This is a genomic window from Pseudomonas sp. Q1-7 (genome assembly GCF_028010285.1).
Classification (GTDB): Bacteria; Pseudomonadota; Gammaproteobacteria; order Pseudomonadales; family Pseudomonadaceae; genus Metapseudomonas.
On record NZ_CP116304.1, the window covers coordinates 5433854 to 5460282 of the forward strand.

27 protein-coding genes and 2 tRNA genes are annotated in these 26429 nt (G+C 65.0%); 17 read left to right on the forward strand and 12 right to left on the reverse strand.

What is annotated here, in order from left to right:
- Window positions 1-135 precede the first annotated feature (135 nt).
- The gene (locus tag PJW05_RS25000; protein WP_271409619.1) at window positions 136-582 is read right to left on the reverse strand and encodes a hypothetical protein; all 447 of its coding nucleotides are present in this window, start codon (window positions 580-582) and stop codon (window positions 136-138) included.
- On the opposite strand from PJW05_RS25000, the gene PJW05_RS25005 reads away from it, so the two are divergent.
- Window positions 581-1042, forward strand: coding sequence for a tRNA (cytidine(34)-2'-O)-methyltransferase (locus tag PJW05_RS25005; RefSeq protein WP_271409620.1), 462 nt, complete (start codon window positions 581-583; stop codon window positions 1040-1042). The two genes, PJW05_RS25000 and PJW05_RS25005, sit on opposite strands and share 2 nt — an antisense overlap.
- Window positions 1043-1214: 172 nt before the next feature.
- Here PJW05_RS25005 and secB read toward each other — a convergent pair whose 3' ends face one another.
- Genes secB through PJW05_RS25020 form a run of 3 tightly spaced genes read right to left on the reverse strand, consistent with a single transcriptional unit; the run spans window position 1215 to window position 2390 of the window.
- Window positions 1215-1685 carry a protein-export chaperone SecB gene (gene secB / locus PJW05_RS25010; protein WP_271409621.1) on the reverse strand — a complete coding sequence of 157 codons (471 nt, stop codon included), beginning with the start codon at window positions 1683-1685 and terminating at the stop codon, window positions 1215-1217.
- Between the two features lie 14 nt (window positions 1686-1699).
- Window positions 1700-1975 (reverse strand): glutaredoxin 3, encoded by a 276-nt coding sequence (gene grxC, locus PJW05_RS25015; protein ID WP_271409622.1) that lies wholly within the window; start codon window positions 1973-1975, stop codon window positions 1700-1702.
- 1 nt (window position 1976) lies between these two features.
- The gene (locus PJW05_RS25020; RefSeq protein ID WP_271409623.1) at window positions 1977-2390 is read right to left on the reverse strand and encodes a rhodanese-like domain-containing protein; all 414 of its coding nucleotides are present in this window, start codon (window positions 2388-2390) and stop codon (window positions 1977-1979) included.
- 167 nt (window positions 2391-2557) lie between these two features.
- On the opposite strand from PJW05_RS25020, the gene gpmI reads away from it, so the two are divergent.
- The 4 genes from gpmI (at window position 2558) to PJW05_RS25040 (ending at window position 7615) form a co-directional block, all read left to right on the forward strand.
- Window positions 2558-4093, forward strand: coding sequence for a 2,3-bisphosphoglycerate-independent phosphoglycerate mutase (gene gpmI, locus PJW05_RS25025; RefSeq protein ID WP_271409624.1), 1536 nt, complete (start codon window positions 2558-2560; stop codon window positions 4091-4093).
- A gap of 144 nt (window positions 4094-4237) precedes the next feature.
- Complete coding sequence (locus PJW05_RS25030) at window positions 4238-5503, forward strand: murein hydrolase activator EnvC family protein (RefSeq protein ID WP_271409625.1); 1266 nt, start codon at window positions 4238-4240, stop codon at window positions 5501-5503.
- A 31-nt stretch (window positions 5504-5534) separates the two neighbouring features.
- Window positions 5535-6848, forward strand: coding sequence for a S41 family peptidase (locus tag PJW05_RS25035; protein ID WP_271409626.1), 1314 nt, complete (start codon window positions 5535-5537; stop codon window positions 6846-6848).
- The gene (locus PJW05_RS25040; protein WP_442969277.1) at window positions 6845-7615 is read left to right on the forward strand and encodes a divergent polysaccharide deacetylase family protein; all 771 of its coding nucleotides are present in this window, start codon (window positions 6845-6847) and stop codon (window positions 7613-7615) included. The genes PJW05_RS25035 and PJW05_RS25040 overlap by 4 nt, the downstream gene beginning before the upstream one ends.
- Before the next feature lie 149 nt (window positions 7616-7764).
- Here PJW05_RS25040 and PJW05_RS25045 read toward each other — a convergent pair whose 3' ends face one another.
- From PJW05_RS25045 to hisB, 7 genes are all read right to left on the reverse strand, one after another.
- Window positions 7765-8520 (reverse strand): substrate-binding periplasmic protein, encoded by a 756-nt coding sequence (locus tag PJW05_RS25045; RefSeq protein WP_271409628.1) that lies wholly within the window; start codon window positions 8518-8520, stop codon window positions 7765-7767.
- A gap of 132 nt (window positions 8521-8652) precedes the next feature.
- The gene (locus tag PJW05_RS25050) at window positions 8653-9408 is read right to left on the reverse strand and encodes a substrate-binding periplasmic protein (protein WP_271409629.1); all 756 of its coding nucleotides are present in this window, start codon (window positions 9406-9408) and stop codon (window positions 8653-8655) included.
- 134 nt (window positions 9409-9542) lie between these two features.
- Window positions 9543-10313, reverse strand: coding sequence for an imidazole glycerol phosphate synthase subunit HisF (hisF, locus tag PJW05_RS25055; protein ID WP_271409630.1), 771 nt, complete (start codon window positions 10311-10313; stop codon window positions 9543-9545).
- A 66-nt stretch (window positions 10314-10379) separates the two neighbouring features.
- Window positions 10380-11117 (reverse strand): 1-(5-phosphoribosyl)-5-[(5-phosphoribosylamino)methylideneamino]imidazole-4-carboxamide isomerase, encoded by a 738-nt coding sequence (gene hisA, locus PJW05_RS25060; RefSeq protein ID WP_003453369.1) that lies wholly within the window; start codon window positions 11115-11117, stop codon window positions 10380-10382.
- 40 nt (window positions 11118-11157) lie between these two features.
- Window positions 11158-11415, reverse strand: a complete 258-nt coding sequence (locus PJW05_RS25065; RefSeq protein WP_271409631.1) for a DUF2164 domain-containing protein — start codon at window positions 11413-11415, stop codon at window positions 11158-11160.
- Between the two features lie 3 nt (window positions 11416-11418).
- Window positions 11419-12057 (reverse strand): imidazole glycerol phosphate synthase subunit HisH, encoded by a 639-nt coding sequence (hisH, locus tag PJW05_RS25070; RefSeq protein WP_271409632.1) that lies wholly within the window; start codon window positions 12055-12057, stop codon window positions 11419-11421.
- A complete protein-coding gene (hisB, locus tag PJW05_RS25075) occupies window positions 12057-12650 on the reverse strand; it encodes an imidazoleglycerol-phosphate dehydratase HisB (RefSeq protein WP_044873053.1) in 594 nt (197 codons plus the stop codon). The genes hisH and hisB overlap by 1 nt, the downstream gene beginning before the upstream one ends.
- A gap of 129 nt (window positions 12651-12779) precedes the next feature.
- Between hisB and panM the strand changes: the two genes are divergently transcribed.
- From panM to PJW05_RS25130, 12 genes are all read left to right on the forward strand, one after another.
- Window positions 12780-13178: an aspartate 1-decarboxylase autocleavage activator PanM gene (gene panM / locus PJW05_RS25080; protein ID WP_271409633.1), complete on the forward strand. Its 399-nt coding sequence runs from the start codon at window positions 12780-12782 to the stop codon at window positions 13176-13178.
- 155 nt (window positions 13179-13333) lie between these two features.
- Window positions 13334-15565: an AsmA family protein gene (locus tag PJW05_RS25085; RefSeq protein ID WP_271409634.1), complete on the forward strand. Its 2232-nt coding sequence runs from the start codon at window positions 13334-13336 to the stop codon at window positions 15563-15565.
- Window positions 15562-16629: an A/G-specific adenine glycosylase gene (mutY, locus tag PJW05_RS25090; RefSeq protein ID WP_271409635.1), complete on the forward strand. Its 1068-nt coding sequence runs from the start codon at window positions 15562-15564 to the stop codon at window positions 16627-16629. The genes PJW05_RS25085 and mutY overlap by 4 nt, the downstream gene beginning before the upstream one ends.
- A complete protein-coding gene (locus PJW05_RS25095) occupies window positions 16626-16898 on the forward strand; it encodes an oxidative damage protection protein (protein WP_271409636.1) in 273 nt (90 codons plus the stop codon). The genes mutY and PJW05_RS25095 overlap by 4 nt, the downstream gene beginning before the upstream one ends.
- 75 nt (window positions 16899-16973) lie before the next feature.
- Window positions 16974-17049 (forward strand) — tRNA-Phe (locus PJW05_RS25100).
- A 132-nt stretch (window positions 17050-17181) separates the two neighbouring features.
- The gene (locus PJW05_RS26955) at window positions 17182-17700 is read left to right on the forward strand and encodes a heme NO-binding domain-containing protein (protein WP_442969195.1); all 519 of its coding nucleotides are present in this window, start codon (window positions 17182-17184) and stop codon (window positions 17698-17700) included.
- 238 nt (window positions 17701-17938) lie between these two features.
- Window positions 17939-18712: an ABC transporter ATP-binding protein gene (locus PJW05_RS25105; protein ID WP_271409637.1), complete on the forward strand. Its 774-nt coding sequence runs from the start codon at window positions 17939-17941 to the stop codon at window positions 18710-18712.
- 20 nt (window positions 18713-18732) lie between these two features.
- Window positions 18733-19485, forward strand: coding sequence for an ABC transporter substrate-binding protein (locus tag PJW05_RS25110; RefSeq protein WP_271409638.1), 753 nt, complete (start codon window positions 18733-18735; stop codon window positions 19483-19485).
- 48 nt (window positions 19486-19533) lie between these two features.
- The gene (locus PJW05_RS25115; protein ID WP_271409639.1) at window positions 19534-20229 is read left to right on the forward strand and encodes an ABC transporter permease; all 696 of its coding nucleotides are present in this window, start codon (window positions 19534-19536) and stop codon (window positions 20227-20229) included.
- On the forward strand, window positions 20226-20915 hold the full coding sequence (locus PJW05_RS25120) for an ABC transporter permease (protein ID WP_271409640.1): 690 nt from the start codon (window positions 20226-20228) through the stop codon (window positions 20913-20915). The genes PJW05_RS25115 and PJW05_RS25120 overlap by 4 nt, the downstream gene beginning before the upstream one ends.
- Before the next feature lie 86 nt (window positions 20916-21001).
- On the forward strand, window positions 21002-22216 hold the full coding sequence (locus tag PJW05_RS25125) for a methyltransferase (RefSeq protein WP_271409641.1): 1215 nt from the start codon (window positions 21002-21004) through the stop codon (window positions 22214-22216).
- A gap of 293 nt (window positions 22217-22509) precedes the next feature.
- A tRNA-Thr gene (locus PJW05_RS25130) sits at window positions 22510-22585 on the forward strand.
- A 251-nt stretch (window positions 22586-22836) separates the two neighbouring features.
- Here PJW05_RS25130 and PJW05_RS25135 read toward each other — a convergent pair.
- Complete coding sequence (locus tag PJW05_RS25135; protein ID WP_271409642.1) at window positions 22837-26418, reverse strand: EAL domain-containing protein; 3582 nt, start codon at window positions 26416-26418, stop codon at window positions 22837-22839.
- Between the last annotated feature and the right edge of the window lie 11 nt (window positions 26419-26429).

Consider the following 26429-nt stretch of genomic DNA (forward strand, 5'->3'; position numbering starts at 1 on the left):
TTTTTATCCACAGGCGCGCTGACCTTCAGCCGCCGGGCTCCCCAGGAGTCCCACACAGAACCGCGTCGTCCGCCGCACGGCAGACGACCACCCTTCAGGGGGCCTTGGTACAGGCAGGCCGGGGATTCCCCTCTCTTATTCGGTGCGCAGGCTGACCTCCAGCCGCCAGCGCCCATTTTCCTCGGCGCCGTGCCACTCTCCGTGCAAGGGCCGCGCCGCGACGAAGCGCAGCATCACCCCGTCCCCACTGGTCGAGCGCAACAGCCGCCAACTCACCGGCGCCGTGCCCAGGGTCAGTTGCCCCTTGGCTGTCCGTCCCTCGGCCCCTAGCACCAGCGCATAGGCCCCCTCCAGCTCTTCGAGGCGCACCTCGGGCTCCTGGTCGAACCAGAGCGCCAGGCCGTCCTGACGCACCTCAATGCGTTCCAGGTGCACGGGTTCCGGCGCGGTCAGGCGGCCAAGCATCATGCCCACCAGCAGGCCGAGCAGCGCCAGGGAGAACAAAAAGCGCGGCCACAAGCTCGGTCGCGGATCATCATCGGGAGTAGAATGCCGCCCGTCATCGGGCCCGGGGCCAGCCATGTTTCACGTCATCCTGTTTCAACCGGAAATTCCGCCGAATACCGGCAACATTATCAGGCTGTGCGCCAATTCCGGCTGCCACCTTCACCTGATCGAACCGCTGGGCTTCGAACTGGACGACAAGCGCCTGCGCCGCGCCGGCCTGGACTACCACGAGTATGCGCCGCTCAAACGCTACGCCGACCTGGAAAGCTGCCTCGCGTCCCTCGGCCATCCCCGCGTGTTCGCCTTCACCACCAAAGGCTCCCGGCTGTTCCACGACGTCGCCTTCAAGAAAGGCGACGCCTTCCTCTTCGGCCCGGAAAGCCGTGGCCTGCCCCTGGAAATCCGCGAAAGCCTGCCGCCGGAGCAACGCCTGCGCCTGCCCATGCGCCCCGACTGCCGCAGCCTGAACCTCTCCAACACCGTGGCCGTGGCGGTGTACGAAGCCTGGCGGCAGCATGGGTTCAGTCTGGAGTGAGACTGTTGCGGTATTCCCCTTGTGGGAGCGAATTCATTCGCGATTGACCGCGAAGCGGTCTCGGACCACGCAGGCCTGCGGCCTGCTTCGCGAATGAATTCACTCCTACAGGGCACATTCCGACCCAACAAAAAAGCGCCCTGAAGGGCGCTTTTTCGTGCAGCCGAAAAACTCAGGCCTGGGCTTCGCCGGAAGCCTGCAGGCGCGCCAGTTCCTGGGCGTACAGGGCGTCGAAGTTCACCGGGGAGAGCATCAGCGCCGGGAAGGAGCCGCGGACAACCAGGCTGTCCAGGGTTTCGCGGGCGTAGGGGAACAGGATGTTCGGGCAGAAGGCGCCCAGGGTGTGGCTCATGGACGCGGCGTCCAGACCCTTGATCAGGAAGATGCCGGCCTGCTGCACTTCGGCGATGAAGGCGGTTTCCTCGCCGTTCTTCACGGTCACGGAGAGGGTCAGCACCACTTCGTGGAAGTCACCGTCCAGTTGCTTCTGGCGGGTGTTCAGGTCCAGGGAAACGCTCGGCGACCACTCCTGACGGAAGATCTCCGGGCTTTTCGGGGCTTCGAAGGACAGGTCGCGGACGTAGATGCGCTGCAGGGAGAACTGGGGGTTCTGGTTGGCGCCGTTGCTTGCTTGTTCGGTCATGGTTCTGCCTTGTACTAATGCGTTTCCGTTTGTGGGCGGGCCTGGAGCAATGCATCGAGCCTACCGGCGCGCTCCAGGGCGTACAGGTCGTCACAGCCGCCCACGTGGGCCTGGCCGATCCAGATCTGCGGCACCGAGGTGCGCCCGGCCTTGCGGGTCATCTCAGCGCGAACTGCGGGATTGCCATCGACACTGATCTCGTCATAGCGCACGCCCTTGCTGTCCAGCAGGTGCTTGGCGCGGACGCAGAAAGGGCACCAGGCGCTCGAATAGATGACGACGTCGGTCATGTCACTTCACCAGCGGCAGGTTGTCGCCACGCCAGCTGCCGATGCCCCCGGACAGCTTGATGGCGTTGAAGCCGGCCTTCTTCAGGTCGCGGCAGACAGTGCCCGCGTGCTGGCCCATGGCGTCGACCACGATGATGGCCTTGTCCTTGTGCTTCTCCAGCTCGGTGATGCGGCCGGCCAGCTTCTCGTAGGGGATGTTCAGGGCGTCGACGATATGGCCGCTGGAATAATCCTTGGTGGCGCGCACATCCAGCACCACGGCCTGGCCGCCATTGACCAGGCTGGTCAGCTCGCGGCTGGAAATGGCGCGACCGCTGCGGCGCAGTTCATGGGCCAGCAGCAGGGCCAGCAGCACCACGAACGATCCACTCAGTACATAGTGGTTAGTGGCAAATTCAATCAGCTTAGCGAGCATCGTCGGCTTCCGGGACGGTAAAATGCCGGCCAGTATACACAGCCCCATAGGTCGGCCAAACCCCGTCCGGCGGTGACGCCGACAGAACCAGACCTTAGAATGCCGCGACTTTTTTCCGGGGCCTTGCCCGATACTTTCCATCCTTTGCCGCAGACGAGTCGGACTCTATGACAGCCATGCCCAAACCCCTGGTCCTGATCATCCTGGACGGTTTCGGTCACAGTGACAGCCCCGAATACAACGCCATCCATGCGGCCAACACCCCGGTCTACGACCACCTGCGCGCCACCCGGCCCCATGGCCTGATTTCCGGCAGCGGCATGGATGTTGGCCTGCCCGACGGCCAGATGGGCAACTCCGAGGTCGGCCACATGAACCTGGGTGCCGGTCGCGTGGTGTATCAGGACTTCACCCGCGTGACCAAGGCGATCCGCGACGGCGACTTCTTCGCCAACCCGGAAATCACCACGGCAGTGGACAAGGCCGTGGCCGCTGGCAAGGCCGTGCACTTCATGGGCCTGCTCTCCGACGGCGGCGTGCACAGCCACCAGGACCACCTGGTCGCCATGGCCGAGCTGGCCGCCCAGCGCGGCGCCGAGAAAATCTACCTGCATGCCTTCCTCGACGGCCGCGATACCCCGCCGAAGAGCGCCGAGCCTTCCATCAAGCTGATGGACGAAACCTTCGCCCGCCTCGGCAAGGGCCGCATCGCCAGCCTGATCGGCCGCTACTTCGCCATGGACCGCGACAATCGCTGGGACCGCGTGGAAGCCGCCTATAACCTGATCAGCGAAGGCCAGGCCGAGTTCTCCGCCGCCACCGCCGCCGAAGGCCTGGCCGCCGCCTACGAGCGCGGCGAGAGCGACGAATTCGTCAAGGCCACCCGCATCGGCGAGCCGGTGAAGGTCGAGGACGGCGACGCCGTGATCTTCATGAACTTCCGCGCCGACCGCGCCCGCGAGTTGTCCCGCGCCTTCGTCGAGCCGGGCTTCAAGGAGTTCGCCCGTCAGCGCGAGCCGAACCTCGCCGGTTTCGTGATGCTGACCCAGTACGCCGCCAGCATTCCCGCCCCCAGCGCCTTCAAACCGGAGTCCCTGGACAACGTGCTGGGCGAATACCTGGCGAAGAATGGCAAGACCCAGCTGCGCATTGCCGAGACCGAGAAGTACGCCCACGTGACCTTCTTCTTCTCTGGCGGCCGCGAAGAGCCCTTCGAAGGCGAAGAGCGCATCCTGATCCCCTCGCCCAAGGTCGCCACCTATGACCTGCAGCCGGAGATGAGCGCCCCGGAAGTCACCGACAGGATCGTCGACGCCATCCTCCACCAGCGTTACGACGTCATCGTGGTCAATTACGCCAACGGCGACATGGTCGGCCACACCGGCGTGTTCGAGGCCGCGGTCAAGGCCGTGGAATGCCTGGACAGCTGCGTCGGCCGCATCGTCGACGCCCTGGACAAGGTGGGAGGCGAGGCGCTGATCACCGCTGACCACGGCAACGTCGAGCAGATGGAAGACGCGATGACCGGCCAGGCGCATACCGCCCACACCTGTGAGCCGGTGCCCTTCATCTATATCGGCCAGCGCCCGGCGAAGATCCGCGAAGGCGGCGTGCTCGCCGACGTGGCCCCGACCCTGCTGACCCTGATGGGCCTGCCGGTGCCGACCGAGATGACCGGCAAGACCATCGTCGAGTTGCAATGACCGCCTCGGGCCGCCCCGCGCGGCCCCACGCGAGAATCTGCGCGCCTCATCAGGAAACGCCCCGAACCGTCGGTTCCGGGCGTTTTTTTTGCACCGCACCACGGGCATACTAGGCCAGTCCTCCCCCCTGGTGCCCCAAGCCCCATGTTTCGCACCCTCGCCCTCGTTATCCTCGCCAGCCTGATCACCCCGGTCATGGCCGACCAGCGCACCGAAACCCGGCAGCAGCTGGACCAGGCCGCCAAGGATGTCGCGGAGCTGAAGAAACTCTTGCAGCAACTGCAGCAGGAAAAATCCGGCGTCCAGGCCGACCTGAAGAAGACCGAAACCGAGATGGGCGGCCTGGAGCAGCAGGTCAAGGAACTGCAGCAGGAACTCAAGGAGAACGAAGGCGAGATCGAGCGCCTGGACGGGGAGAAAAAAAAACTCCAGGACGCACGCGCTGAGCAGCAACGGCTGATCGGCATCCAGGCCCGCGCCGCCTACCAGGCCGGCCAGCAGGAATACGTCAAGCTGCTGCTCAACCAGCAGCACCCCGAGAAGTTCGCCCGCACCCTCACCTACTACGACTACCTCAGCAAGGCCCGCCTGGAGCAGCTCAACGCCTTCAACGAGACCCTGCGCCAACTGGCCAATGTCGAGCAGGAAATCACCAGCCGGCAGACCCAGATCAACGAGCAGAAGGCCGCCCTGGACGGCCGCCGCGAGCAACTCGCCATCGCGCGCAAGGAGCGCCAGCAGGCGCTGGCCAAGCTCAACCGGGACTTCAGCGACCGGGACAAGAAGCTCAAGAGCCGCCAGCAGGACCAGGCCGAGCTGGCCAAGGTGCTCAAGACCATCGAGGAAACCCTGGCCCGCCAGGAGCGCGAGGCCCGCGAAGCCGAGGAGGCCCGCAAGCGCGCGCTCGCCGAACAGCAGCGCCAGTTGCGCGAACACCCCGTCGCCAGCCCGGCCAGGCCCAGCACCGGCCCCATGGTCTCCAGCGCCGGCGGCAACTTCGGCGGCCCCTTCGCCAAAGCCCGCGGCCAGTTGCCCTGGCCGGTGGACGGTCGCCTGGTGGCGCGTTTCGGCTCGGCCCGTGGCAGCGATTCCCGCGCCAAATGGGACGGTGTACTGATCGGCGCCGCCGAGGGCAGCACCGTCCGCGCCGTGCATGGCGGGCGCGTAGTGTTCGCCGATTGGTTGCGCGGCGCCGGGCTTCTGGTCATCCTCGACCATGGCAACGGCTACCTGAGCCTCTACGGTCATAACCAGCGCCTACTGAAAAGTGCCGGCGATGTGGTGAACGCCGGCGACTCCATCGCCACCGTCGGCAATAGCGGCGGGCAGGATACGCCCGCGCTGTACTTCGCCATTCGCCAGCAGGGCCGACCGACCGACCCGGCACAGTGGTGCCGCGCGCAAGGATAGGCGCTACCTCATCTAGCAGGAGTTCGTTCGCATGCCGCATCTGTCCCGCCTCACTTCCCTGGCCATGGCTCTGGCGCTGCTCGGCGGCGCCCCCCAGCTGCTGGCCGCCGAGGAGCCGGCAAACCTCCCCGCCACGGCGGTGAACGGCAAGGCACCGCTGCCGCTGGACGAGCTGCGCACCTTCGCCGAGGTGCTGGACCGCATCAAGTCCGCCTACGTCGAGCCGGTGGACGACAAGACCCTGCTGGAGAACGCCATCAAGGGCATGCTCAGCAACCTCGATCCTCACTCGGCCTACCTTGAGCCGAAAGACTTCCAGGAGCTGCAGGAAAGCACCAGCGGCGAGTTCGGCGGCCTGGGCATCGAGGTGGGCACCGAGGACGGCTTCATCAAGGTGGTCTCGCCCATCGACGACACCCCGGCGTCCAAGGCGGGCATCCAGCCTGGCGATCTGATCGTGAAGATCGACGGCCAGCCGACCAAGGGCATCTCGCTGATGGAAGCGGTGGACAAGATGCGCGGCAAGGCCGGCAGCAGGATCACCCTGACCCTGGTGCGGGACGGCGGCCAGCCCTTCGACGTGGAGCTGACCCGCGCGGCGATCAAGGTCAAGAGCGTCAAGAGCCAGTTGCTGGAGAAGGGCTACGGCTACCTGCGCATCACCCAGTTCCAGGTCAATACCGGCGAAGAGGTCGGCAAGGCCCTGGGCAAGCTGCGCAAGGAAAACGGCAGCCGCCTCAGCGGCCTGGTGCTCGACCTGCGCAACAACCCCGGCGGCGTGCTGCAGTCCGCGGTGGAGGTGTCCGACCACTTCCTCAGGAAGGGCCTGATCGTCTACACCAAGGGCCGCATCGCCAACTCCGAGCTGCGCTTCTCCGCCGACCCCGCCGATGCCAGCGAAGGCGTACCGCTGGTGGTGCTGATCAATGGCGGCAGCGCCTCGGCGGCCGAGATCGTCGCCGGCGCCCTGCAGGACCACAAACGTGGCGTGCTGATGGGCACCGACAGCTTCGGCAAGGGTTCGGTGCAGACCGTGCTGCCGCTGAACAACGACCGCGCCCTGAAGCTGACCACCGCCCTCTACTACACCCCCAACGGCCGCTCGATCCAGGCCCAGGGCATAGTCCCGGACATTGAGGTAGCGCGCGCCAAGGTCACCCGCGAACAGGACAGCGAGTCCTTCAAGGAAGCCGACCTCGCCGGCCACCTCGGCAATGGCAACGGCGGCGCCGATCGCCCGAGCACCAGCAGGAAGGCCGCCGAACCCCGCCCGCAGGACGATGACTTCCAGCTGAGCCAGGCCCTGAACCTGCTCAAGGGTCTGAACATCACCCGCGAGCACTGAGGATGAAGTGGGGCCTCTGGCTGCTGTCGCTCCTCCTGGGAGCGGCGGCAACCGGCGCCTGGGCCGCCCCGCCGGCCCATTTGGCCCTGGTGATCGACGACCTCGGCCAGACTCCGCTCCGCGACCGCCGCGTCCTCGCCCTCCCCGGCCCGGTGGCGCTGTCGATCCTGCCCGATGCGCCCCACTCCCGCGAACTTGCCGAAGCCGCCCATGCCGCCGGCAAGACGGTGATGCTGCACCTGCCTATGGACCCGGCGACCGGGCCCTATGCCTGGCACCCGGGACTACCCGCCAGCGAACTGGAAAAGCGCCTGGACGCCGCGCTGCGCCGGGTGCCCCACGCACGCGGACTGAACAACCATATGGGCAGTCGAATGACCGCCCAGCGCCCGGCCATGGGCTGGCTGATGCAGTGGTTGCAGCAGGAGCACCGGTTCTTTATCGACAGCCGCACCAGCGCCGCCACCGTGGCCGCCGCCGAGGCGCAGAAAGCCGGCCTGGCCAGCCTCTCGCGGGACATTTTCCTCGATGACGACCAGAGCCCGGCCGCAGTGGCGGCGCAGTTCCAGGCCGCCCTGGCACTGGCGCGCAAGCAGGGCTCGGCGTTGATGATCGGCCACCCGCACCCGGCTACCCTGGAGCTGCTCGAACGCGAGCTGCCGCGCCTGAAGGCACAGGGCTTCGAGCTGATCGACGTGGAAATGCTGATCGCCCTGCGCGGCAACCGCGCCATGGCGGCCCATGGCAAGGCAGGGATCTACCGCTGAAGGACAGAGGCATGGGGCTGCTTCTGTGTGGGGGCGAATTCATTCGCTAAGGATCGCGAAGCGGTCCCCGACCCTGCCGAGCAGTCCTGCGGACTGCTTAGCGAATGAATTCGCCCCCACAAGAAAAGCGGCTCAGAGGGGTCTTGCCGTCAGAGGTAGTTCTGGGTGATCTCGTCGACGAAACCCTCGCTGCGCATCTGGTCCAGGGCCTTCTGCAGGCGCTCGATGACGTCGTCCGGGGTGTCCTTGTTGAAGGCCAGGTAGAGCTCGGCGCTGTTGAAGCGCAGTACGGTCTGCAGGCCGGTCACGCCTTCCTGCTTGGCCAGGTAGCGCCCCACCGGATCGGTGGTGGCCCAGAGGTCGATCTGGCCCTTGAGCAGCTTCTTCACGTTCTCCTGGTCACGCAAGGCGTTCTGCGGCGCCATGCCCTGGCTTTCCAGGTGCTGGCTCACGGCGTCGTTCTTGTACGCGCCGATGCGGTACTGGGACGCGCTCTTCAGGTCCTTGATGCTGAGGTTGTTGCCCGGTGCGGCGAGCAGCACCCACTCGGTCTTGGCGATCGGGCCCACCCACTTGAACAGGGGCTGGCGCTCAGGAGTGAAGGTGGTGGAGAACAGCGCGTAGTTGGGCTTGTCGAGGGTCAGGCGGTAGAGACGGTCCCAGGGGAAACGCAAGGTCAGGCTGTAGCCGATGCCGGCACGCTTGAACATCTCGCGGACGATATCGGCGCTGATGCCGTCGATGCCGTCGTCGCGGGCGAAGTTCTTGTCATCCACCGCCATGTTGAAGGGCGGAAAGTTCTCGGTGAGCAACACCACCTTGTAGTCCGCCGACACTTCGGCGCGCGCCGTGAAGGCGAGGAACATCAGGCCCAGGGTCAGGGCGCGTTGGATCAGCTTCTGCATGGTCATACCGCTCGCTTGGATTTGTGGTTGTGGCTAAGCGACTTCCTTGCGTGGGCTCCCCACCCACGGACACTCGTCCTGCCTTCCATGGCAATGGCAAACGACCGGCTCATGGCCGGTCGTTCGTGTTTTCTACAGGTAGCTGTTGAGGATCTCGTCGACGAAGCCCTCGGCGCGCATCTGGTCCAGCGCGGTCTGCAACTTGTGCACGACTTCGTTCGGGACCTCCTTGTTCAGCGCCAGGAACAGCTCGGCCTGGTTGAAACGCAGTACGGTCTTCAACCCGCTCACGCCCTCCTGCTTGGCCAGGTAGCGGCCGGCGGGGTCGCCGGTGGCCCAAAGGTCGATCTGGCCCTTCTCCAGTTTCCTGGCGTTTTCCTGGTCGCGCAGGGCGGTGATGGGTTCGAGCTTCTGCTGCGCCAGGTATTCGGCGATGGCATCACCCTTGTAGGCACCCACCTTGTATTGGCGCGCGTCCTCCAGACTGGCCAGGGCGACCTGGCTGTCGGCGCGGGCCAGCATGATCCAGTCATCCGGTCCGATCGGGCCGACCCATTTGAAGGACTGCTCGCGCTCGGGCAGCCGCGCGGTGACGAATACACCGTAGCCCGGCTTTTCCAGCGCCAGCTTGTAGATGCGGTCCCAGGGGAAGCGCAGGGTCAGGCTGTACTTGACCCCGGCGCGCTTGAACATCTCGCGCACGATGTCGACGGCGATACCGTCGATGTTGTCTTCCTGGGCGAAGTTCTTCCCGTTGATCGACATGTTGTAGGGCGGGAAGTTTTCCGTCAGGAGTACGACGCTGTAGTTCTCATCCACTTCGGCACGAGCCGCACCAGCGAGCACCATCAGGGTACCGGCCAGCGCCAGCAGCAGGCGTTTCGACATAGGCGATTACCTTCCAGGAGAGAGAGAAAATGCGCTGAGCTTAACCCCGTGCGTACCGGGTTGGAGCATCAGCAGCCCAGGCTGCGAACTCCGTCACGGGAGCAGCCTGGGCGAATGTAAGGCAAGAATCGTGCTCAGCGCACCAGGATGCCGCGGCTGGCCAGGTAGGCCTTGGCTTCGGGAACGGTGTATTCGCCGAAGTGGAAGATACTCGCCGCCAGTACAGCGTCGGCCTTGCCTTCGAGAATGCCGGCGGCCAGGTGCTCAAGATTGCCGACGCCGCCGGAGGCGATCACCGGAATGCCGACGGTTTCGCTGATGGCGCGGGTGACGCCCAGGTCATAACCGCTCTTCACGCCGTCCTGGTCCATGCTGGTGAGCAGGATCTCTCCGGCCCCCAGGTCTTCCATCTTCTTCGCCCAGGCGACGGCATCGAGGCCGGTGGGTTTGCGCCCGCCATGGGTGAAAATTTCCCAGCGCGGTGTTTCCCCGGGGGCCGACACCTTCTTGGCGTCGATGGCGACCACGATGCACTGGGAACCGAAGCGCGAGGCGGCTTCGCCGACGAACTCCGGGGTGAAGACCGCGGCGGTGTTGATCGACACCTTGTCGGCACCAGCATTGAGCAGGTTGCGGATGTCCTGCACGGTGCGCACGCCGCCGCCCACGGTCAGCGGGATGAACACCTGGCTGGCCATGCGCTCGACAGTGTGCAGGGTGGTGTCGCGGCCATCGACGCTGGCCGTGATGTCGAGGAAGGTGATCTCGTCGGCGCCCTGCTCATCGTAGCGGCGGGCGATTTCCACCGGGTCGCCGGCGTCGCGGATGTTCTCGAACTTGACGCCCTTCACCACGCGGCCGTTGTCCACGTCGAGGCAGGGAATGATGCGTTTTGCCAATGCCATATCGGTGTTCTCGTTGGATGACTCCATCGGTGGGTTACGCCGTTATGCGGCCAACCCACCCTACGTTCAGCCTTTGTAGCTGTCGCAGAAGGCCTGGGCTTCGGCGACGTCCAGGGTGCCTTCGTAGATGGCGCGACCGGTGATGGCGCCAATGATGCCGGGGGCCTTGGCGGCCAGCAGCTTCTCGATATCGCCCAGATTGTGGATGCCGCCGGAGGCGATCACCGGGATGCGGCTGGCGGCCGCCAGGGCGGCAGTGGCCTCGACGTTGCAGCCCTGCATCATCCCGTCCTTGGCGATGTCGGTGTAGACGATGGCGGAAACGCCGTCGGCCTCGAAGCGACGGGCCAGATCGACGGCCTGTACCGAACTCACTTCGGCCCAGCCGTCGGTGGCGACGAAGCCGTCCTTCGCGTCCAGGCCGACGATCACCTTGCCTGGGAAAGCCTTGCACGCCTCGGTGACGAATTCCGGCTCCTTCACCGCCTTGGTGCCGATGATCACGTAGCTGACACCGGCCTTGACGTAATGCTCGATGGTTTCCAGGGAACGGATGCCGCCGCCGATCTGGATCGGCAGGTTCGGGTAGCGCCTGGCGATGGCGGTGACCACCTCGCCGTTCACCGGCTTGCCTTCGAAGGCGCCGTTCAGGTCCACCAGGTGCAGGCGGCGGCAGCCACCTTCCACCCACTTGGCGGCCATGCTCACCGGGTCGTCGGAGAACACGGTGGAGTCTTCCATGCGGCCCTGGCGCAGGCGCACGCAGGCGCCGTCCTTCAGATCGATAGCGGGGATAATCAGCATCGGTTCAACCTGTTCGAAGTCAGTGGAATCGGCTTGGCGCTCAGTCTTTCTCGAGCGCCCACAAGTCGCTCTCGATGCTTTCGAACCTGTCTTTCAGGTGCGCCTGCACATCGGAGATCGCCTTGTTGTAGAAATGCGGTGCGAACTCGCGGGCGAAGAAGTCGAGCACTTCCTCGGCCTCGAAGGAACCCAGCTCCAGCTCGAAGCGATCAGCCATGAACCGCTTGATCGCAAGTACCGCGCCATCGACCTGGGCGGCGTCGAGTTGCAGGCCGGGAACCTTTTTCGCGCGGCTCATGGCTTACCAGCGGCCATCCCAGGCGGCGAAGTTCTGCAGCAACTGCAGGCCGTGGGTGTGGCTCTTTTCCGGGTGGAACTGCACGGCGAAGCGCGGGCCGTCGGCCAGCGCGGCGGCGAAGTCCTTGCCATAGTGGCCGCGGCCGACCACCTGCTTGGGATTGCCGGCCTCGATGTAATAGCTGTGCACGAAGTAGAAACGCGCGCGGTCGGGAATGCTGTGCCAGAGCGGGTGGGCAATGCTCTGCTCCACCTCGTTCCAGCCCATGTGCGGCACCTTCAGGTGCTCGCCGTCTTCCACCAGGCCCTTGCCGAAGAAGCGGACCTCACCGGGAAACAGGCCGATGCAGTCGACGCCGTCGTTCTCCTCGCTGTGTTCCAGCAGCGCCTGCATGCCGACGCAGATACCGAGGAAGGGACGATCCTTGCTGACCTCCCGCACCAGGCTGTCGAAGCCCAGGCGGCGGATCTCGCCCATGCAATCGCGGATCGCGCCGACGCCGGGGAAGACCACACGGTCGGCTTCGCGGATTACGCTGGCCTCACTGGTGACCAGCACGCGGCCGGCACCGACGTGTTCCAGGGCCTTGGCAACCGAGTGCAGGTTGCCCATGCCGTAATCGATGACTGCAACCGTCTGCATCAGAGCACGCCCTTGGTAGAGGGCATCTGCCCGGCCATGCGCGGATCGCGCTCGACGGCCATGCGCAGGGCGCGGCCGAAGGCCTTGAAGACCGTCTCGATCTGGTGGTGGGTGTTGTGACCGCGCAGGTTGTCGATGTGCAGGGTGACCAGGGCGTGGTTGACGAAGCCCTGGAAGAACTCCTGGAACAGGTCGACGTCGAAGCCGCCGACCACGGCGCGGGTGAAGGGCACGTGCATCTGCAGGCCGGGACGACCGGAGAAGTCGATGACCACGCGGGACAGGGCCTCATCCAGCGGCACGTAGGAGTGGCCGTAGCGAACGATGCCTTTCTTGTCGCCGATCGCCTGGGTGAAGGCCTGGCCGAGGGTGATACCGACGTCTTCCACGGTATGGTGGTCGTCGATATGCAGATCGCCCTTGCACTCGATGTCCAGGTCGATCAGGCCGTGACGGGCGATCTGGTCGAGCATGTGCTCGAGGAAAGGCACGCCGATATCGAAGCGCGCCTTGCCGGTGCCATCCAGGTTGATCGAGACCTTGATCTGGGTTTCCAGGGTATTGCGTTCGACGGATGCCGTGCGTTCGGCCATCACCAGCTCCACAAAAGGCTCACGAAAAAGAGCGCCATTATAGGCATCGGGGCCTTGGCGCGGCTACCGACGGCGGTCGGCGGGGTTTACACTGCCGGGCCGCGCCCGCCATGCCCTCCAGGAGCCGCCATGCCCGTGATAGTCGAGATCGTGAACAGCCCGTCCGAGCAGGATCGTGCCGACCTGGCGAAGATCTATGCCGACGCCCCGGAGTGGCTGCTGGCGCCTTACGCCGATGCCGCGGACCTGGTCCGGCACGGACTCGCCGAGGGAATGCTGGTGGCCGGTCGCTTCAACGACCGCCTGCTGGGCGCGGCCCTGGTGTCACGGGGCGAACAGCACTGGCGACTGTCCCACCTGTGCGTGCGCAAGGTGACCCGCCATCGCGGCGTCGGCCGCCGACTGGTGGAGGAAGTGGCGCGGCTGGCCGGCGAAGTCGCCAAGCCGCTGCACCTGGCCGCGCCAGCGGATCACCTGGAAAGCCAGGCCCTGGCCGCGCGCCTGCACCTGCCGCTGGACAGTCTCTGAGCCCACCTGCGCGGCCGCGCTGAACCGACAGCGCGAATCACTATCCAACGTCCCTGACCTGGGCGCCGAGCCCTGCGCCGCCACAAGCCATCGCTGAAGGCCCGGCGCTATACTCGGCACCTCAAATTCACGCGATCCACCACAAGGACTGGCCAATGAAAGCCTTCGGCAAAATCCTGGGCCTCATCTTCCTCGGGCTGTTGCTGATCATCGTGGCGGCGGGCTTCGCCCTGACCCACCTGTTCGACCCGAACGACTACAAGGACGAAATCCAGCAACTGGCGCGGGACAAGGCCAACCTGGAGCTGACCCTCAGCGGCGATATCGGCTGGAGCCTGTTCCCCTGGCTCGGCCTTGAACTGCACCAGGCCACCCTGGCCAGCGCCGCGACGCCGGAACAGCCCTTCGCCAACCTCGACATGATCGGCCTCTCGGTACGCGTACTGCCGCTGCTGCGCCGTGAAGTGCAGATGAGCGACATCCGCGTCGAAGGCCTCGACCTCGACCTGCAGCGCGACCAGAAGGGCCGTGGCAACTGGGAAGACATCGGCCGCCCGGCGAAAGCCCCGGAAACCGCCCAGGCCGGCGCACCGGCCACCCCGTCCGCAACCAGCGCGGACAAACCGGCCGCCGCGGCCGAAGAGCCCCCGCGCCCGGTCAAGCTGGACATCGACAGCCTCACCGTGCGCAACGCGCGCGTGAACTACAGCGATGCCAAGTCGGGCAAGCAATTCAACGCCGAGGGCATCGAGCTGACCACCGGCGCCATCCGCGAAGGCGCCAGCATCCCGGTCAAGCTCAGCGCCTTTTTCGGCACCAACCAGCCGGTGCTGCGCGCCAAGACCGAGCTGACCACCAACCTGCGCTTCGAGCGCGCCCTCAAGCGCTACCAGCTGGAAGACCTCAAGCTCAGCGGCGAGGCTTCGGGTGAGCCGTTCAAGGGCAAGACCCTCAGCTTCAATGCCCAGGGCCAACTACTGGCCGACCTGGCCGCCCAGGTCGCCGAATGGAATAGCCTCAAACTGTCCGGCAACCAGTTGCGCGCCCTTGGCGAGCTGAAGGTGCATGACCTGGACAAGAAAGCACGCCTGGAAGGTGGCCTGTCCATCGCCCCCCTCGACCTGCGGGAATTCCTTACCGGCATCGGCGTAGAACTGCCCGCCATGAGCGACACCTCGACGCTGCGGAAATTCGAGCTGGTCACCAAACTGAACGGCAGCGCCAACAGCCTTGCCCTCGAAGGCCTGAACCTGAAGCTGGACGACAGCAGCTTCAGCGGCCGCCTGGCCGTGGCCAACTTTGCCAAGCAGGCCGTGCGCGTCCAGCTCAAGGGCGACAAGCTCGACCTCGACCGCTACCTGCCACCCAAGTCCAAAGCCAAGCAAGAAGCCCAGACCGCGCGCCAGGCCGAAGTGAAGACCACCGTGGCCAGCGCGGCCCAAGGCACGACGCCGCTGCCCAGCGCGCCGACCCAGGCCGCCTGGAGCGAAGCCCCGGTACTGCCAGTGGATCAACTGCGCAAGGTCGACCTGGAAGCCACCTTGAACCTCGGCCAGTTCACCGTCGACAAGCTGCCCTTGGAAAACGTCAGCCTCAAGGCCAACGGCAAGGGCGGCCTGCTGACCCTGGAGGATCTGCGTGGCGGCCTGTTCGGCGGCAGCTTCCAGGCCAGCGCACAGATCGACGCGCGTCCGGCGGTGCCGCTGCTCAAGGGGAAAAAGCGCATCAACAACGTGCCGGTGGAAAAACTCCTTCAGGCCCAGGAGCAGAAACCGCCCGTGCGCGGCCTGCTGGACCTGAGCGCCGACATCAGCAGCAGCGGCAACAGCCAGAAGGCCTGGATCGACGGTCTCAACGGCACTGCCAGCTTCGCCCTGAATGACGGCGCCCTGCTCGACGCCAACCTCGAGCAGCAGCTCTGCCAGGGCATCGCCACCCTGAACCGCAAGGTGCTGACCAGCACCCGCGAGGGCAATGAGACCCCCTTCCGCGAACTCAAGGGCACCCTCGCCTTCAACAACGGCGTGGCCAGCAACCAGGACCTGCGCGCCAGCATCCCCGGCCTCCGCGTCAAGGGCGACGGCGCAGTGGACCTGCGCGTGCTCGGCCTCGACTACCGCCTGGGCGTGGTCATCGAAGGCGACAAGAGCGCGATGCCCGACCCAGCCTGCCAGGTCAATGAACGCTACGTCGGCATCGAATGGCCGCTGCGCTGCCGTGGCCCGCTGGAGCTGGGCGCCAAGGCCTGCCGCTTGGACAAGGACGGCATGGGCAAGATCGCCGGCAAGCTGGCGGGCGAGAAACTCACCGAGAAACTCGAAGAGAAGCTGGGCGACAAGGTCAGCCCGGAACTGAAAGACGCGCTCAAGGGGCTGTTCCAGCGATGACCGCCGAGCAATTCTCCAGCGCCATCCTCGACTGGTACGACCGCCACGGCCGCAAGGACCTGCCCTGGCAACAGGGCATCACGCCTTACCGCGTGTGGGTGTCCGAGATCATGCTGCAGCAGACCCAGGTCAGCACCGTGCTGGGCTACTTCGACCGCTTCATGGAGGCCCTGCCCACGGTCCAGGCACTGGCCGCGGCGCCGGAAGACGAAGTGCTGCACCTCTGGACCGGCCTGGGCTACTACACCCGTGCGCGCAACCTGCAGAAGACCGCGAAGCAGGTCGTGACCGAGTACGGCGGCGAGTTCCCCCGCGACGTGGAGAAACTCGCGGAGCTGCCCGGCATCGGCCGCTCCACCGCCGGCGCCATCGCCAGCCTGTCCATGGGCCTGCGCGCGCCAATCCTCGATGGCAACGTCAAGCGCGTATTGGCCCGCTACGTCGCCCAGGACGGCTATCCCGGCGAGCCGAAGGTGGCCCGGCAGCTCTGGGAGGTGGCAGAACGCTTCACCCCCCAGGCACGGGTGAATCACTACACCCAGGCGATGATGGACCTCGGCGCCACCCTCTGCACCCGCAGCAAGCCGAGCTGCCTGCTCTGCCCGCTGCAGAGCGGTTGCCGCGCCCACCTGCTCGGCCGGGAAACCGCCTACCCCACGCCGAAACCGCGCAAGGCCCTGCCACAGAAGCGTACCCTGATGCCGCTGCTGGCCAGCCGCGATGGCGCCATCCTGCTCTATCGTCGCCCCTCCAGCGGCCTCTGGGGCGGACTCTGGAGCCTGCCGGAGCTGGACGATATCGACGCCCTCGCCCCCCTGGCCAACCAGCATGCGCTGAGCCTCGGCGAGCGCCGCGAACTGCCGGGACTGACCCACACCTTCAGCCATTTCCAGCTGGCCATCGAACCCTGGCTGGTCGAAGTGCAAGGCAGCGCCCCCGTCGTGGCCGAGGGCGACTGGCTCTGGTATAACCTCGCCACCCCGCCGCGCCTGGGCCTCGCCGCCCCGGTGAAGAAACTGCTCAAGCGCGCGGCCGACGTATTGAACGCAGGAGAACCGCGATGACCCGCACCGTGATGTGCCGCAAGTACAAAGAGGAACTGCCGGGCCTGGAGCGTCCGCCGTACCCGGGCGCCAAGGGCGAGGACATCTTCAACAACATCTCGAAGAAGGCCTGGGACGAGTGGCAGGCCCACCAGACCATGCTGATCAACGAGCGTCGCCTGAACATGATGAACGCCGAGGACCGCAAGTTCCTCCAGGGCGAAATGGACAAGTTCTTCTCGGGCGAGGACTACGCCCAGGCCGAGGGTTATGTCCCCCCGAGCGCGTAAGCGCCCGTAATAACTAAAATTTTTTCGAAAGGGTGTTGACGAGGCTCCGGCAAATCCGTTTAATAGCGCCCCGTTGCCCAGGTAGCTCAGTCGGTAGAGCAGGGGATTGAAAATCCCCGTGTCGGCGGTTCGATTCCGTCCCTGGGCACCATGAATACCGTCAAAAAGCCCCAGCCATGCGCTGGGGCTTTTTGTTTTACGCTCCACAACTCCTGCTACTGCCACCCTGCATCAGGGCGCGGATGCCAGGGACGCACTGCTGGGCAGCGCTCGCCTCGACGGGGTGTACACCTCCCTCGGCAGCTACCCGGACGAACACGTCTACCGCCTGGTGCCGGTCGCCTCGCGGACGCTGGGCATGCCGGACTTCCGGGTGCTGCGCGGGCTCGGCCGGGAAACCATTCCATCCCTGGCCAGCCGCTACCTTGGCCACTTCGTTCCCCACACCTCGACCCGCTCCTTCGCCCTCAGCGTCAACGCCGTCACCCACCCCGAAGTTCGCAAGATCTATCCAGGCGCCACTCCTTCTTCGCCTGACTGGACGGCGGCCCGGAAGGACCGCAGATCGTACAGAACATCCCCGGCCTGGCTCGCAACCTCGGTATGGAGGCTGTCGCCGACGGGGCGAGACCGAACGGCATCTGGCGATCCTCAAGTCCCTGGACTGCAACTCCGGCCAGGACTATTTCTTCACCCAGCCCGCCCCCGCTTTTGCCGCCTTGCTGCGCAACCGCTCGCCGGCGGCCGGAAACACCGCGACCGATCCGGGCGCCATTGCCGCTCGAAACAAGTAAGCAATTGATTCAAAAAAGGAAAAGCACAAAAATGGGGCACCCGCGCGCCATTCGGGCATTTCCGGGCGAACACCGGGCCTTTTTAGCTACCGCGACAAGCAACTGCAGCGATGCGACAACCACGCCCGCATAGCCGCTCCAGCGCATCCCGTCGGCTTTCACCTGGCAAAGCGCTATGTTAGGTTGGCCCTCGCCAGGAAGGCCGCCCCACCGCCAGAGTGCCCCCGAACAATAAGAGGACCCCCCATGGCCCAAGCCACGCCAGCGCTTGAAATCCGCAACCTGCACAAACGCTACGGCGATCTCGAAGTGCTCAAGGGCATCTCCCTCACCGCCCAAGACGGCGATGTGATCTCCATCCTCGGTTCCTCCGGCTCCGGCAAATCCACCTTCCTGCGCTGCATCAACCTGCTGGAGAACCCTCACGAAGGGCAGATCCTGGTGGCAGGCGAAGAGCTCAAGCTGAAGCAGAGCCGCAACGGCGAACTGGTCGCTGCCGACCACAAGCAGATCAATCGCATGCGCAGCGAGATCGGCTTCGTCTTCCAGAACTTCAACCTCTGGCCGCACATGACGGTGCTCGACAACATCATCGAGGCACCGCGTCGCGTGCTCGGCCAGAGCCGCGCCGAGGCCACCGAGATCGCCGAAGCCCTGCTGGCCAAGGTCGGCATTGCCGACAAGCGCCACGTCTATCCGACCCAACTGTCCGGCGGCCAGCAGCAGCGCGCCGCCATTGCCCGCACCCTGGCCATGCAGCCGAAGGTGATCCTGTTCGACGAACCCACCTCGGCGCTCGACCCCGAGATGGTACAAGAAGTGCTTAACGTGATCCGCGCGCTGGCCGAGGAAGGCCGCACCATGCTGCTGGTCACCCATGAAATGAACTTCGCCCGGAACGTTTCCAGCGAAGTGGTTTTCCTTCATCAGGGCCTGGTAGAAGAGCAGGGACCGCCCGAGCAGGTATTTGACAACCCGCAATCGGCGCGCTGTAAACAATTCATGTCCGGCAATCGCTAAAACACGGAGCAAAGAGCGCAATGAAGAACTACAAAAAGATTCTGCTGGCCGCGGCCGCCACCCTCGCCTTCGGCACCAGCGCCGTCGCTGCCGACAAGCTGAAGATCGGCACCGAAGGCGCCTACCCGCCCTTCAACCTGATCGACGCCAGCGGCCAGGTCGGCGGCTTCGACGTCGAAATTGCCCAGGCCCTGTGCGCCAAGATGAAGGCCGAGTGCGAAGTGGTCACTTCCGATTGGGACGGCATCATCCCCGCCCTCAACGCCAAGAAGTTCGACTTCCTCGCCGCCTCCATGTCGATCACCGAAGAGCGCAAGCAGGCCGTCGACTTCACCGACCCCTACTACACCAACAAACTGCAGTTCATCGCCCCGAAAGGCACCGAGTTCAAGACCGACCAGGACAGCCTGAAAGGCAAGGTAATCGGCGCACAGCGCGCCACCATCGCCGGCACCTGGCTGGAAGACAACCTGAAGGGCGTGGTCGACATCAAGCTTTACGACACCCAGGAAAACGCCTACCTCGACCTGTCCTCCGGCCGTGTCGACGGCGTGCTGGCCGACAAGTTCGTCAACTGGGAATGGCTGAAGAGCGATGCCGGCAAGGACTTCGAGTTCAAGGGTGAGCCGGTGTTCGACAACGACAAGATCGCCATCGCCGTGCGCAAGGGCGACCCGCTGCGCGAGAAGCTGAACGCGGCCCTGAAGGAAATCGTTGCCGACGGCACTTACAAGAAGATCAACGACAAATACTTCCCCTTCAGCATCTACTGACCTGCCCGTCCGGTGCCGCCCCTGCGCGGCACCGGCGCCTGAGTTCCCATGAACCTAGACCTCCACGGATTCGGCCCGGCCCTGGCCGCGGGCACCCTCATGACCATCAAGCTGGCGCTGTCCGCGCTGGCTGTGGGTCTGGTGCTCGGCCTGCTCGGCGCACTGGCCAGGACTTCATCCATCAAGCCGCTGCAATGGCTGGGTGGCACCTATTCCACCATCGTGCGCGGGATTCCCGAGTTGCTCTGGGTCCTGCTGATCTACTTCGGCACGGTCAACATGATGCGCGCCCTGGGCGAGTGGCTTGGTTACCCCAGCCTGGAACTCAACGCCTTTGCCGCAGGCACCATCGCCCTCGGCCTGTGCTTCGGCTCCTACGCCACTGAGGTCTTCCGCGGCGCCATCCTCGCCATTCCCAAGGGACACCGCGAAGCCGGCATGGCCCTGGGCCTGTCGAACGGTCGCATCCTCTGGCGCCTGATCCTGCCGCAGATGTGGCGCATCGCGCTGCCGGGCCTCGGCAACCTGTTCATGATCCTGATGAAGGACACCGCGCTGGTGTCGGTGATCGGCCTCGAAGAGATCATGCGCCGGTCCCAGATCGCCGTGACCGCCAGCAAGGAACCCTTCACCTTCTATATGGTGGCCGCCTTCATCTACCTGGGCCTGACCATCCTCGCGATGATCGGCATGCATTGGCTTGAGAAGCGCGCGGGCCGCGGCTTCAAGCGGAGCGCAGCATGAACTGGGAAGTCATCTTCAAATACCTGCCGCAACTGGCGGAGGGCGCCGTCCTCACCCTGGAATTGGTAGCCATCGCAGTCGTCGCAGGCCTGATCCTGGCGATTCCCATGGGAATCGCCCGCGCCTCCCGCCACTGGTACGTGCGCGCCCTGCCCTACGGCTACATCTTCTTCTTCCGTGGCACGCCGCTGCTGGTGCAACTGTTCCTGGTCTACTACGGCCTGGCCCAGTTCGACGCGGTGCGCAAGGGGCCGCTCTGGCCCTACCTGCGCGACCCGTTCTGGTGCGCCGTGATTACCATGACCCTGCACACCGCGGCCTATATCGCCGAGATCCTGCGCGGCGCCATCCAGGCCGTGCCGCCTGGCGAAATCGAAGCGGCACGCGCCCTGGGCATGTCGCGCGCCCAGGCGCTGTTCTACATCATCCTGCCGCGCGCGGCGCGCATCGGTCTGCCGGCGTACAGCAACGAAGTGATCCTGATGATCAAGGCCAGCGCCCTGGCCAGCACCGTCACCCTGCTGGAGCTCACCGGCATGGCACGGACCATCATCGCCCGCACCTACCTGCCGGTAGAGATTTTCTTCGCCGCCGGCCTGTTCTATCTGCTGATGACCTACGTGCTGGTCCAGGCTTTCCGCCTGCTGGAGCGCAAACTGCGGGTGGATGCCCTGCAAGGCCGCTGACGCCCCTTGCCGCTCCTCGTCCGCGGATGAGGAGCGGCGCCGGTGGCGCTATACTCGGCGCCCCTGATTCCCGCCGCTTCGCCAGCATGACCAGCCCCGCGCCCCTCCATGGCCCGCACTTGCGGGAACGCTTCGCCGCCCTCGACGACTTCCTCTGCGCACACCAGGACGTCTGGCGTCCCGTGCCCTTCACCGAACGGGATTTACCCTGGGAACGCCAGCACTCCGAGCTGGCCACGTGGCTGCGCGGCCGCACCCTGGCGGATGCGGACGCCATCCACAATCACCCCGAAACACTGCAGGCCCCAGCGCCCTATCCGCAGCTTGCAGCCCGCGCCACCGAACTCAGCCACCTCGGCGAGCTGCCCGCCACACGCAGCGAGCCGGTGGCGAACGCCTTCACCGTCGACGTTCCCGGGCGCAAGTGGCAGCAGATCGACGCCTTCGCCAGCCGCCTGAGTTTTCGCCAGGCACCGGATCACTGGCTGGACTGGTGCTCCGGAAAGGGTCACCTGGGGCGCCGACTGGCCCATGACGGTACGCCGCTCACCTGCATCGAGCTGGACCCGCAACTGGTCGTCGCTGGCCAGCAGCTCAGCCAGCGCCTGGGACTCTGTGCCACCCACCGCGAGCAGGATGCCCTGGCCACCGATGCTTTCCGACACCTCACCGCAGCCCACACAGCGGTCGCCCTGCACGCCTGCGGCGACCTGCACGTGCGCCTGCTCGAACTGGCCAGTTGCGCCGGTTGCCGCCAACTGGCCGTGGCCCCCTGCTGCTACAACCGCATTCAGACCCCTGACTACCAGCCACTCTCCCAGGCAGCCCGGGCCTCCGCCCTGCAGCTGAGCCGTGCCGACCTGCGCCTGCCGCTCAGCGAAACCGTCACCGCCGGCACCCGAGTTCGCCGCCAGCGCGACCAATCCATGGCGCGCCGTCTGGCCTTCGACCTGCTGCAGCGGGAGCTGCGCGGCGAAGACCGCTACCTGCCGGTACCCTCCCTGCCCGCCAGTTGGCTGGCAAAGCCCTTCGTCGACTATTGCCGGGACCTTTGCACCCTCAAGGCGCTCCCCGAACCACCAACGCAGGACTGGCGGGCGCTGGAAACCGAGGGCTGGCAGCGCCTTGCCGCCGTGCGCAACCTGGAGCTGCCCCGCAGCCTGTTCCGTCGCCCCCTGGAACTCTGGCTGCTGCTGGACCGTGCCCTGTACCTCGAAGAGCAGGGATATCAAGTGAGGCTCGGCAGCTTCTGTCCGACCCACCTCACCCCGCGCAATGCCCTGCTCCTGGCCGAACGCTGAGCTTACCCACAGATCCTGTGGATAACTTTGTTGATGAAATCTGGGCAACTCCACGAAAGGCCTTGCCCTGCGCATCACACGACGGCTGGATGTTTTTTGGACACCCCATGAAAGGCCAATAAAAACAGCAGGTTGCCGAATTCAGTGACATAACGCACAAAATCCAAGCACGATCGTCCCAGAAAAATCATCTTTGTGCATAAGCATCGAGCCGCTGATGCGCAATCCACTCCACACCTGCTCTCGCGGAGGTTTACTCCCTACGCCCAATCGCTATAATGGCGGCCCTCTTGGCCGGTATAGCTCAGCTGGTAGAGCAACTGACTTGTAATCAGTAGGTCCCGGGTTCGACTCCTGGTGCCGGCACCATATGCGACAACGACTTAGGCCCGCAGCGATGCGGGCCTAAGTCGTTTCTGGGCTGCGGTAATCGCGAAGTCGACACGCTGACTCGTCGAGATGGGCAAGACGAATAGGTAAAACGACGTCGTTCTCGGTATACGAGAGGGCCGCGGCCGGGGCGCCCCCATTCGTTTATTTACCCGCGAAACAGGCCGTGTCAGGCAAATGAACGCTGGCAAATAGTGATTGAAATCGCCCCCACAGGAAAAACATGCAAATCACCCCTGGGCCAGGGCGATCTGCTGGCGCATGCGCTTGATCTCCCGGTGCAGCTCCCGCTGCTGGAAGGCCTCGCGCAATTGAATGCGCAGGTCGTCCGGGTCCCAGGGCTTGGTGATGAAGCGGTAGATCACGCCTTCGTTCACCGACTTGAGGATGCTGCTGACCTCCGTGGAGCCACTGAGCACCATACGGATCACATCAGGGAAGATCACCTTCAGCCGACGCAGGAACTCCACGCCGTTCGTGTCGGTAAGACGCAGGTCGGTCAGCACCACATCCACACCATGGGTCGCCAGCAGGCTCATCGCCTCGGCACTACTACTGGCGGTGAGAATCCGATAGTTCTCCAGCCGTAGCGTCCGCTTCAGTGCATTGAGAATGCCCGGCTCGTCGTCGACGATCAGCAGGTAGCGCTCGTTGCCGTCGATGATATTCGCCGGCAACGAGAGCGCCGCGCCGTCCTGCAGGAACTGTATGCACGCCTGGGGTGGCAGGGGTGGCGAGTAGTAATAACCCTGCAACTCGTCACAGCCGGCGGCTCGCAGAAAACCCAATTGCTCAACCTGCTCCACGCCTTCGGCGATCACCTTGATGCCCAGGTTGTGGCCGATCGAGATCATCGAGCGCGCCAGCGAAGCGCTGTCGGGCTCGGTCAGCACATCGGTGACGAAGCTGCGGTCGATCTTCAACTGGCTGAAGGGGAAGCGCTTCAGGTAACCGAGCGAGGAGTAACCCGTGCCGAAATCGTCGATGGAGAAGCGGATGCCTTCGTCGCAGAGCGCGCGCATCTTCTGCAAGGCGTCATCGGCGTTGGTCATGAGGATATTCTCGGTCAGTTCGATCTTGATCCAGCGCGGCGAGATCCCGTGCATCTTGAGGATGCCGAGCACCCGCTCGGTGAAATCGGTCTCGGCAAAGCTGATTGCGGAGAAGTTCACCGCCACGCTCAGGCCGTGGTTGAACACACGACGCCAGATGGCCAACTGCTTGCAGACCATTTCGAACACGTAGAAATCGATCGAGACGATCCAGCCAGTCTCCTCCGCCAGGGGAATGAACTCGTTGGGGCTCACGACCTTGCCGCCACGGTTCCAGCGCACCAGGGCTTCGAAGCCGCACAACCGGCCATTCTGCAGGTCCAGTTGCGGTTGATAGACCACCATGAACTCGTGGTTCTGCAGGCCCAGGCGGGTTTCCCGTTCCACCGACAGGCGCATCTGCACCTGCTGGTTCATCTCCGGCATGAAGGCACAGATGCGATTGCGCCCCTGGTGCTTGGCCTGGTACATCGCCGTGTCGGCATTGCGCAGCAGGGTACCGGCATCGCGACCGTCGCTGGGGTAGCAACAGAAGCCGATGCTGCAGCTCACCACCATTTCGTGCTCACCCAGCATCACCGGCGCGGCGATGCTCTGCTTGAGGCGCTCCAGCCACGACACCTGCTCGCCGAGCTGGTCGGTATCGGTCAGCAGGATGACAAACTCGTCACCGCCGAGGCGCGCCACCGTATCGATCTCCCGCACCCGGTCGCGCAATCGTTCCGCCACCTGGATCAGCAACTGGTCGCCGGCGTTGTGGCCGAGGCTGTCGTTGACCACCTTGAAGCGGTCGATATCCATGAACGCCAGGGTGAAACTGCCGTGCTTGCGCGCAGCCTGGGCGATAGCCTGGCTGATGCGGTCGTTGAGCAGGTTGCGATTCGGCAGGCCGGTGAGGCTGTCGTGGTTGGCCTGGTGCTCCAGCTCTTCCTGGTAGCGCTTGGCTTCGGTGATGTCGTGAAGGATGCCGACGAAGTGGCTGACCTTGCCCCGATCATTCACCACCGGGGCCACCTTCAGATCGTTCCAGAACGCCGAGCCGTCCTTGCGGTAGTTGCGCAGCAGCGCGCCCCCCTCCTCCTGCGCGTGCAGCAGCCGGCGGATATTGTCGAGGCTCGGCTGATCGCGGTCCTCGCCCTGGAGGAACCGGCAATTGCGGCCGATCACTTCCTCGGCCGAGTAGCCGGTGATGCGCTCGAAGGCCGGGTTCACGTAGACGATGGGCTGGTCGGGCTGCTCGTTGTCGGTAATCACCACGGCATTCACGCTGGCCTCGACCGCACGGGTGCGGATGCGTATTTCCAGATCCCGGCGGCGCTGCTCGGTGATGTCCTGGAAGACCACGATCGCGCCCTGGATCGCCTCGTTGCGGTCAAGGATGGGCACCGCCGAATTGAGGATGGTCTTGTGCCTGCCCGTAAAGGTCTGGATGTCGATCATCTCATTGCGCGACACCAGCCCCTGCTTGACCGCGCGCATCACCGACCAGTCGTCCGGCCTGATCGGTTCGTCGCTGTCGGCCCACCGGCCGCGGTACTGACGGTCGCTCTCCTCCCCGATGGGATGCGCACCGCCCCAGATCAGGCTGCTTTCAGGGTTGCTCATGATCAGCCGGCCCTGGGGGTCGGACACCAGTACGCCCACCGGCAGGCTGTCCAGTACGTTGCGCAGCAAGGCTTCGCTCTTCGCCAGCGCCTCGGTGCGCTGCTCCACCAGCTTCTCCATGCTCTCGAACAGACGCACCCGGCCCAGCGCCATCGCCAGTTGCCGGCCGATCGAGGCCAGCGCGTTGAGCGCCTCGTCGCTCCAGGCCCTGGCGTCGCCCTGCACCACGTTGAGCATGCCGATGATCTCCCCTCCCAAGACCAACGGAATGCTGGCATGCACCGGCGTGCCGGACAGTTCGACCAGAGCGGGACAACCTTCGAAGTTGCACGGCTGGCTCATGCCGTCGCTGATCCAGGCATGCCGGCATGGGCAGTTGCGCGCGCAGGCCGACAGCATCTCCAGGCCGAATGCCCGCCCGCGCGCTCGCGTCCCGGCCACGCGGGTCGGCTCGCTGGGCTCCGGGGCATCGGCCATCAGCAGCCAGGCCGCCTCCGCATCGGGGAACTCCAGGATGCGCCGCAGCGCGGCATCGATTACATGTTGCTCGCTCTGGGCGTCGGTCAGGCCGCTGGTGAAATGGAACAGGCAATTGAGCAGCGAGTTGCTGCGGGCCAGCTCGTCGTGCTTGAGCTGCAGCTCATGATTCAGGCGCACCCCCTGTTCGTAGGTGGAAATCAACAGGTCGAGGATCTGCTGGCGCCCGGCGGTGATGAAATGCCGCTCCCCTTCCAGCACCACTTCCACGCCCATCTGCACCCGCTCGTGGGTGCGCAGCTCCAGGTTGACCAGGAAGTAGCGGATGCGCGACATCAGGTACTTCTCGTCGAACGGCTTGACGATGAAGTTATCGGCCCCCGACGCCAGTCCGTGGACCACGTCGCGGGCATCGGCCAGGGAGGTGACCAGGATGACCGGGATGTTCTGGGTCTGGGCAGAACTCTTGAGCTGGCGGCACAGCTCGTAGCCGTCCATTTCCGGCATGACGATGTCGCTGATGACGATGGTCGGACGCTGCTCGGCAATGCGCGCCAGTGCTTCGACGCCGTTCCGGGCGACCCGCACCTTGCAACCAACGGATTCCAGCATGTACTGCAACTCGGTGGCCTGCGTCGGGCTGTCCTCCACCACCAGGATGTCCGCATCGGCGTACATGGTTATCCCTC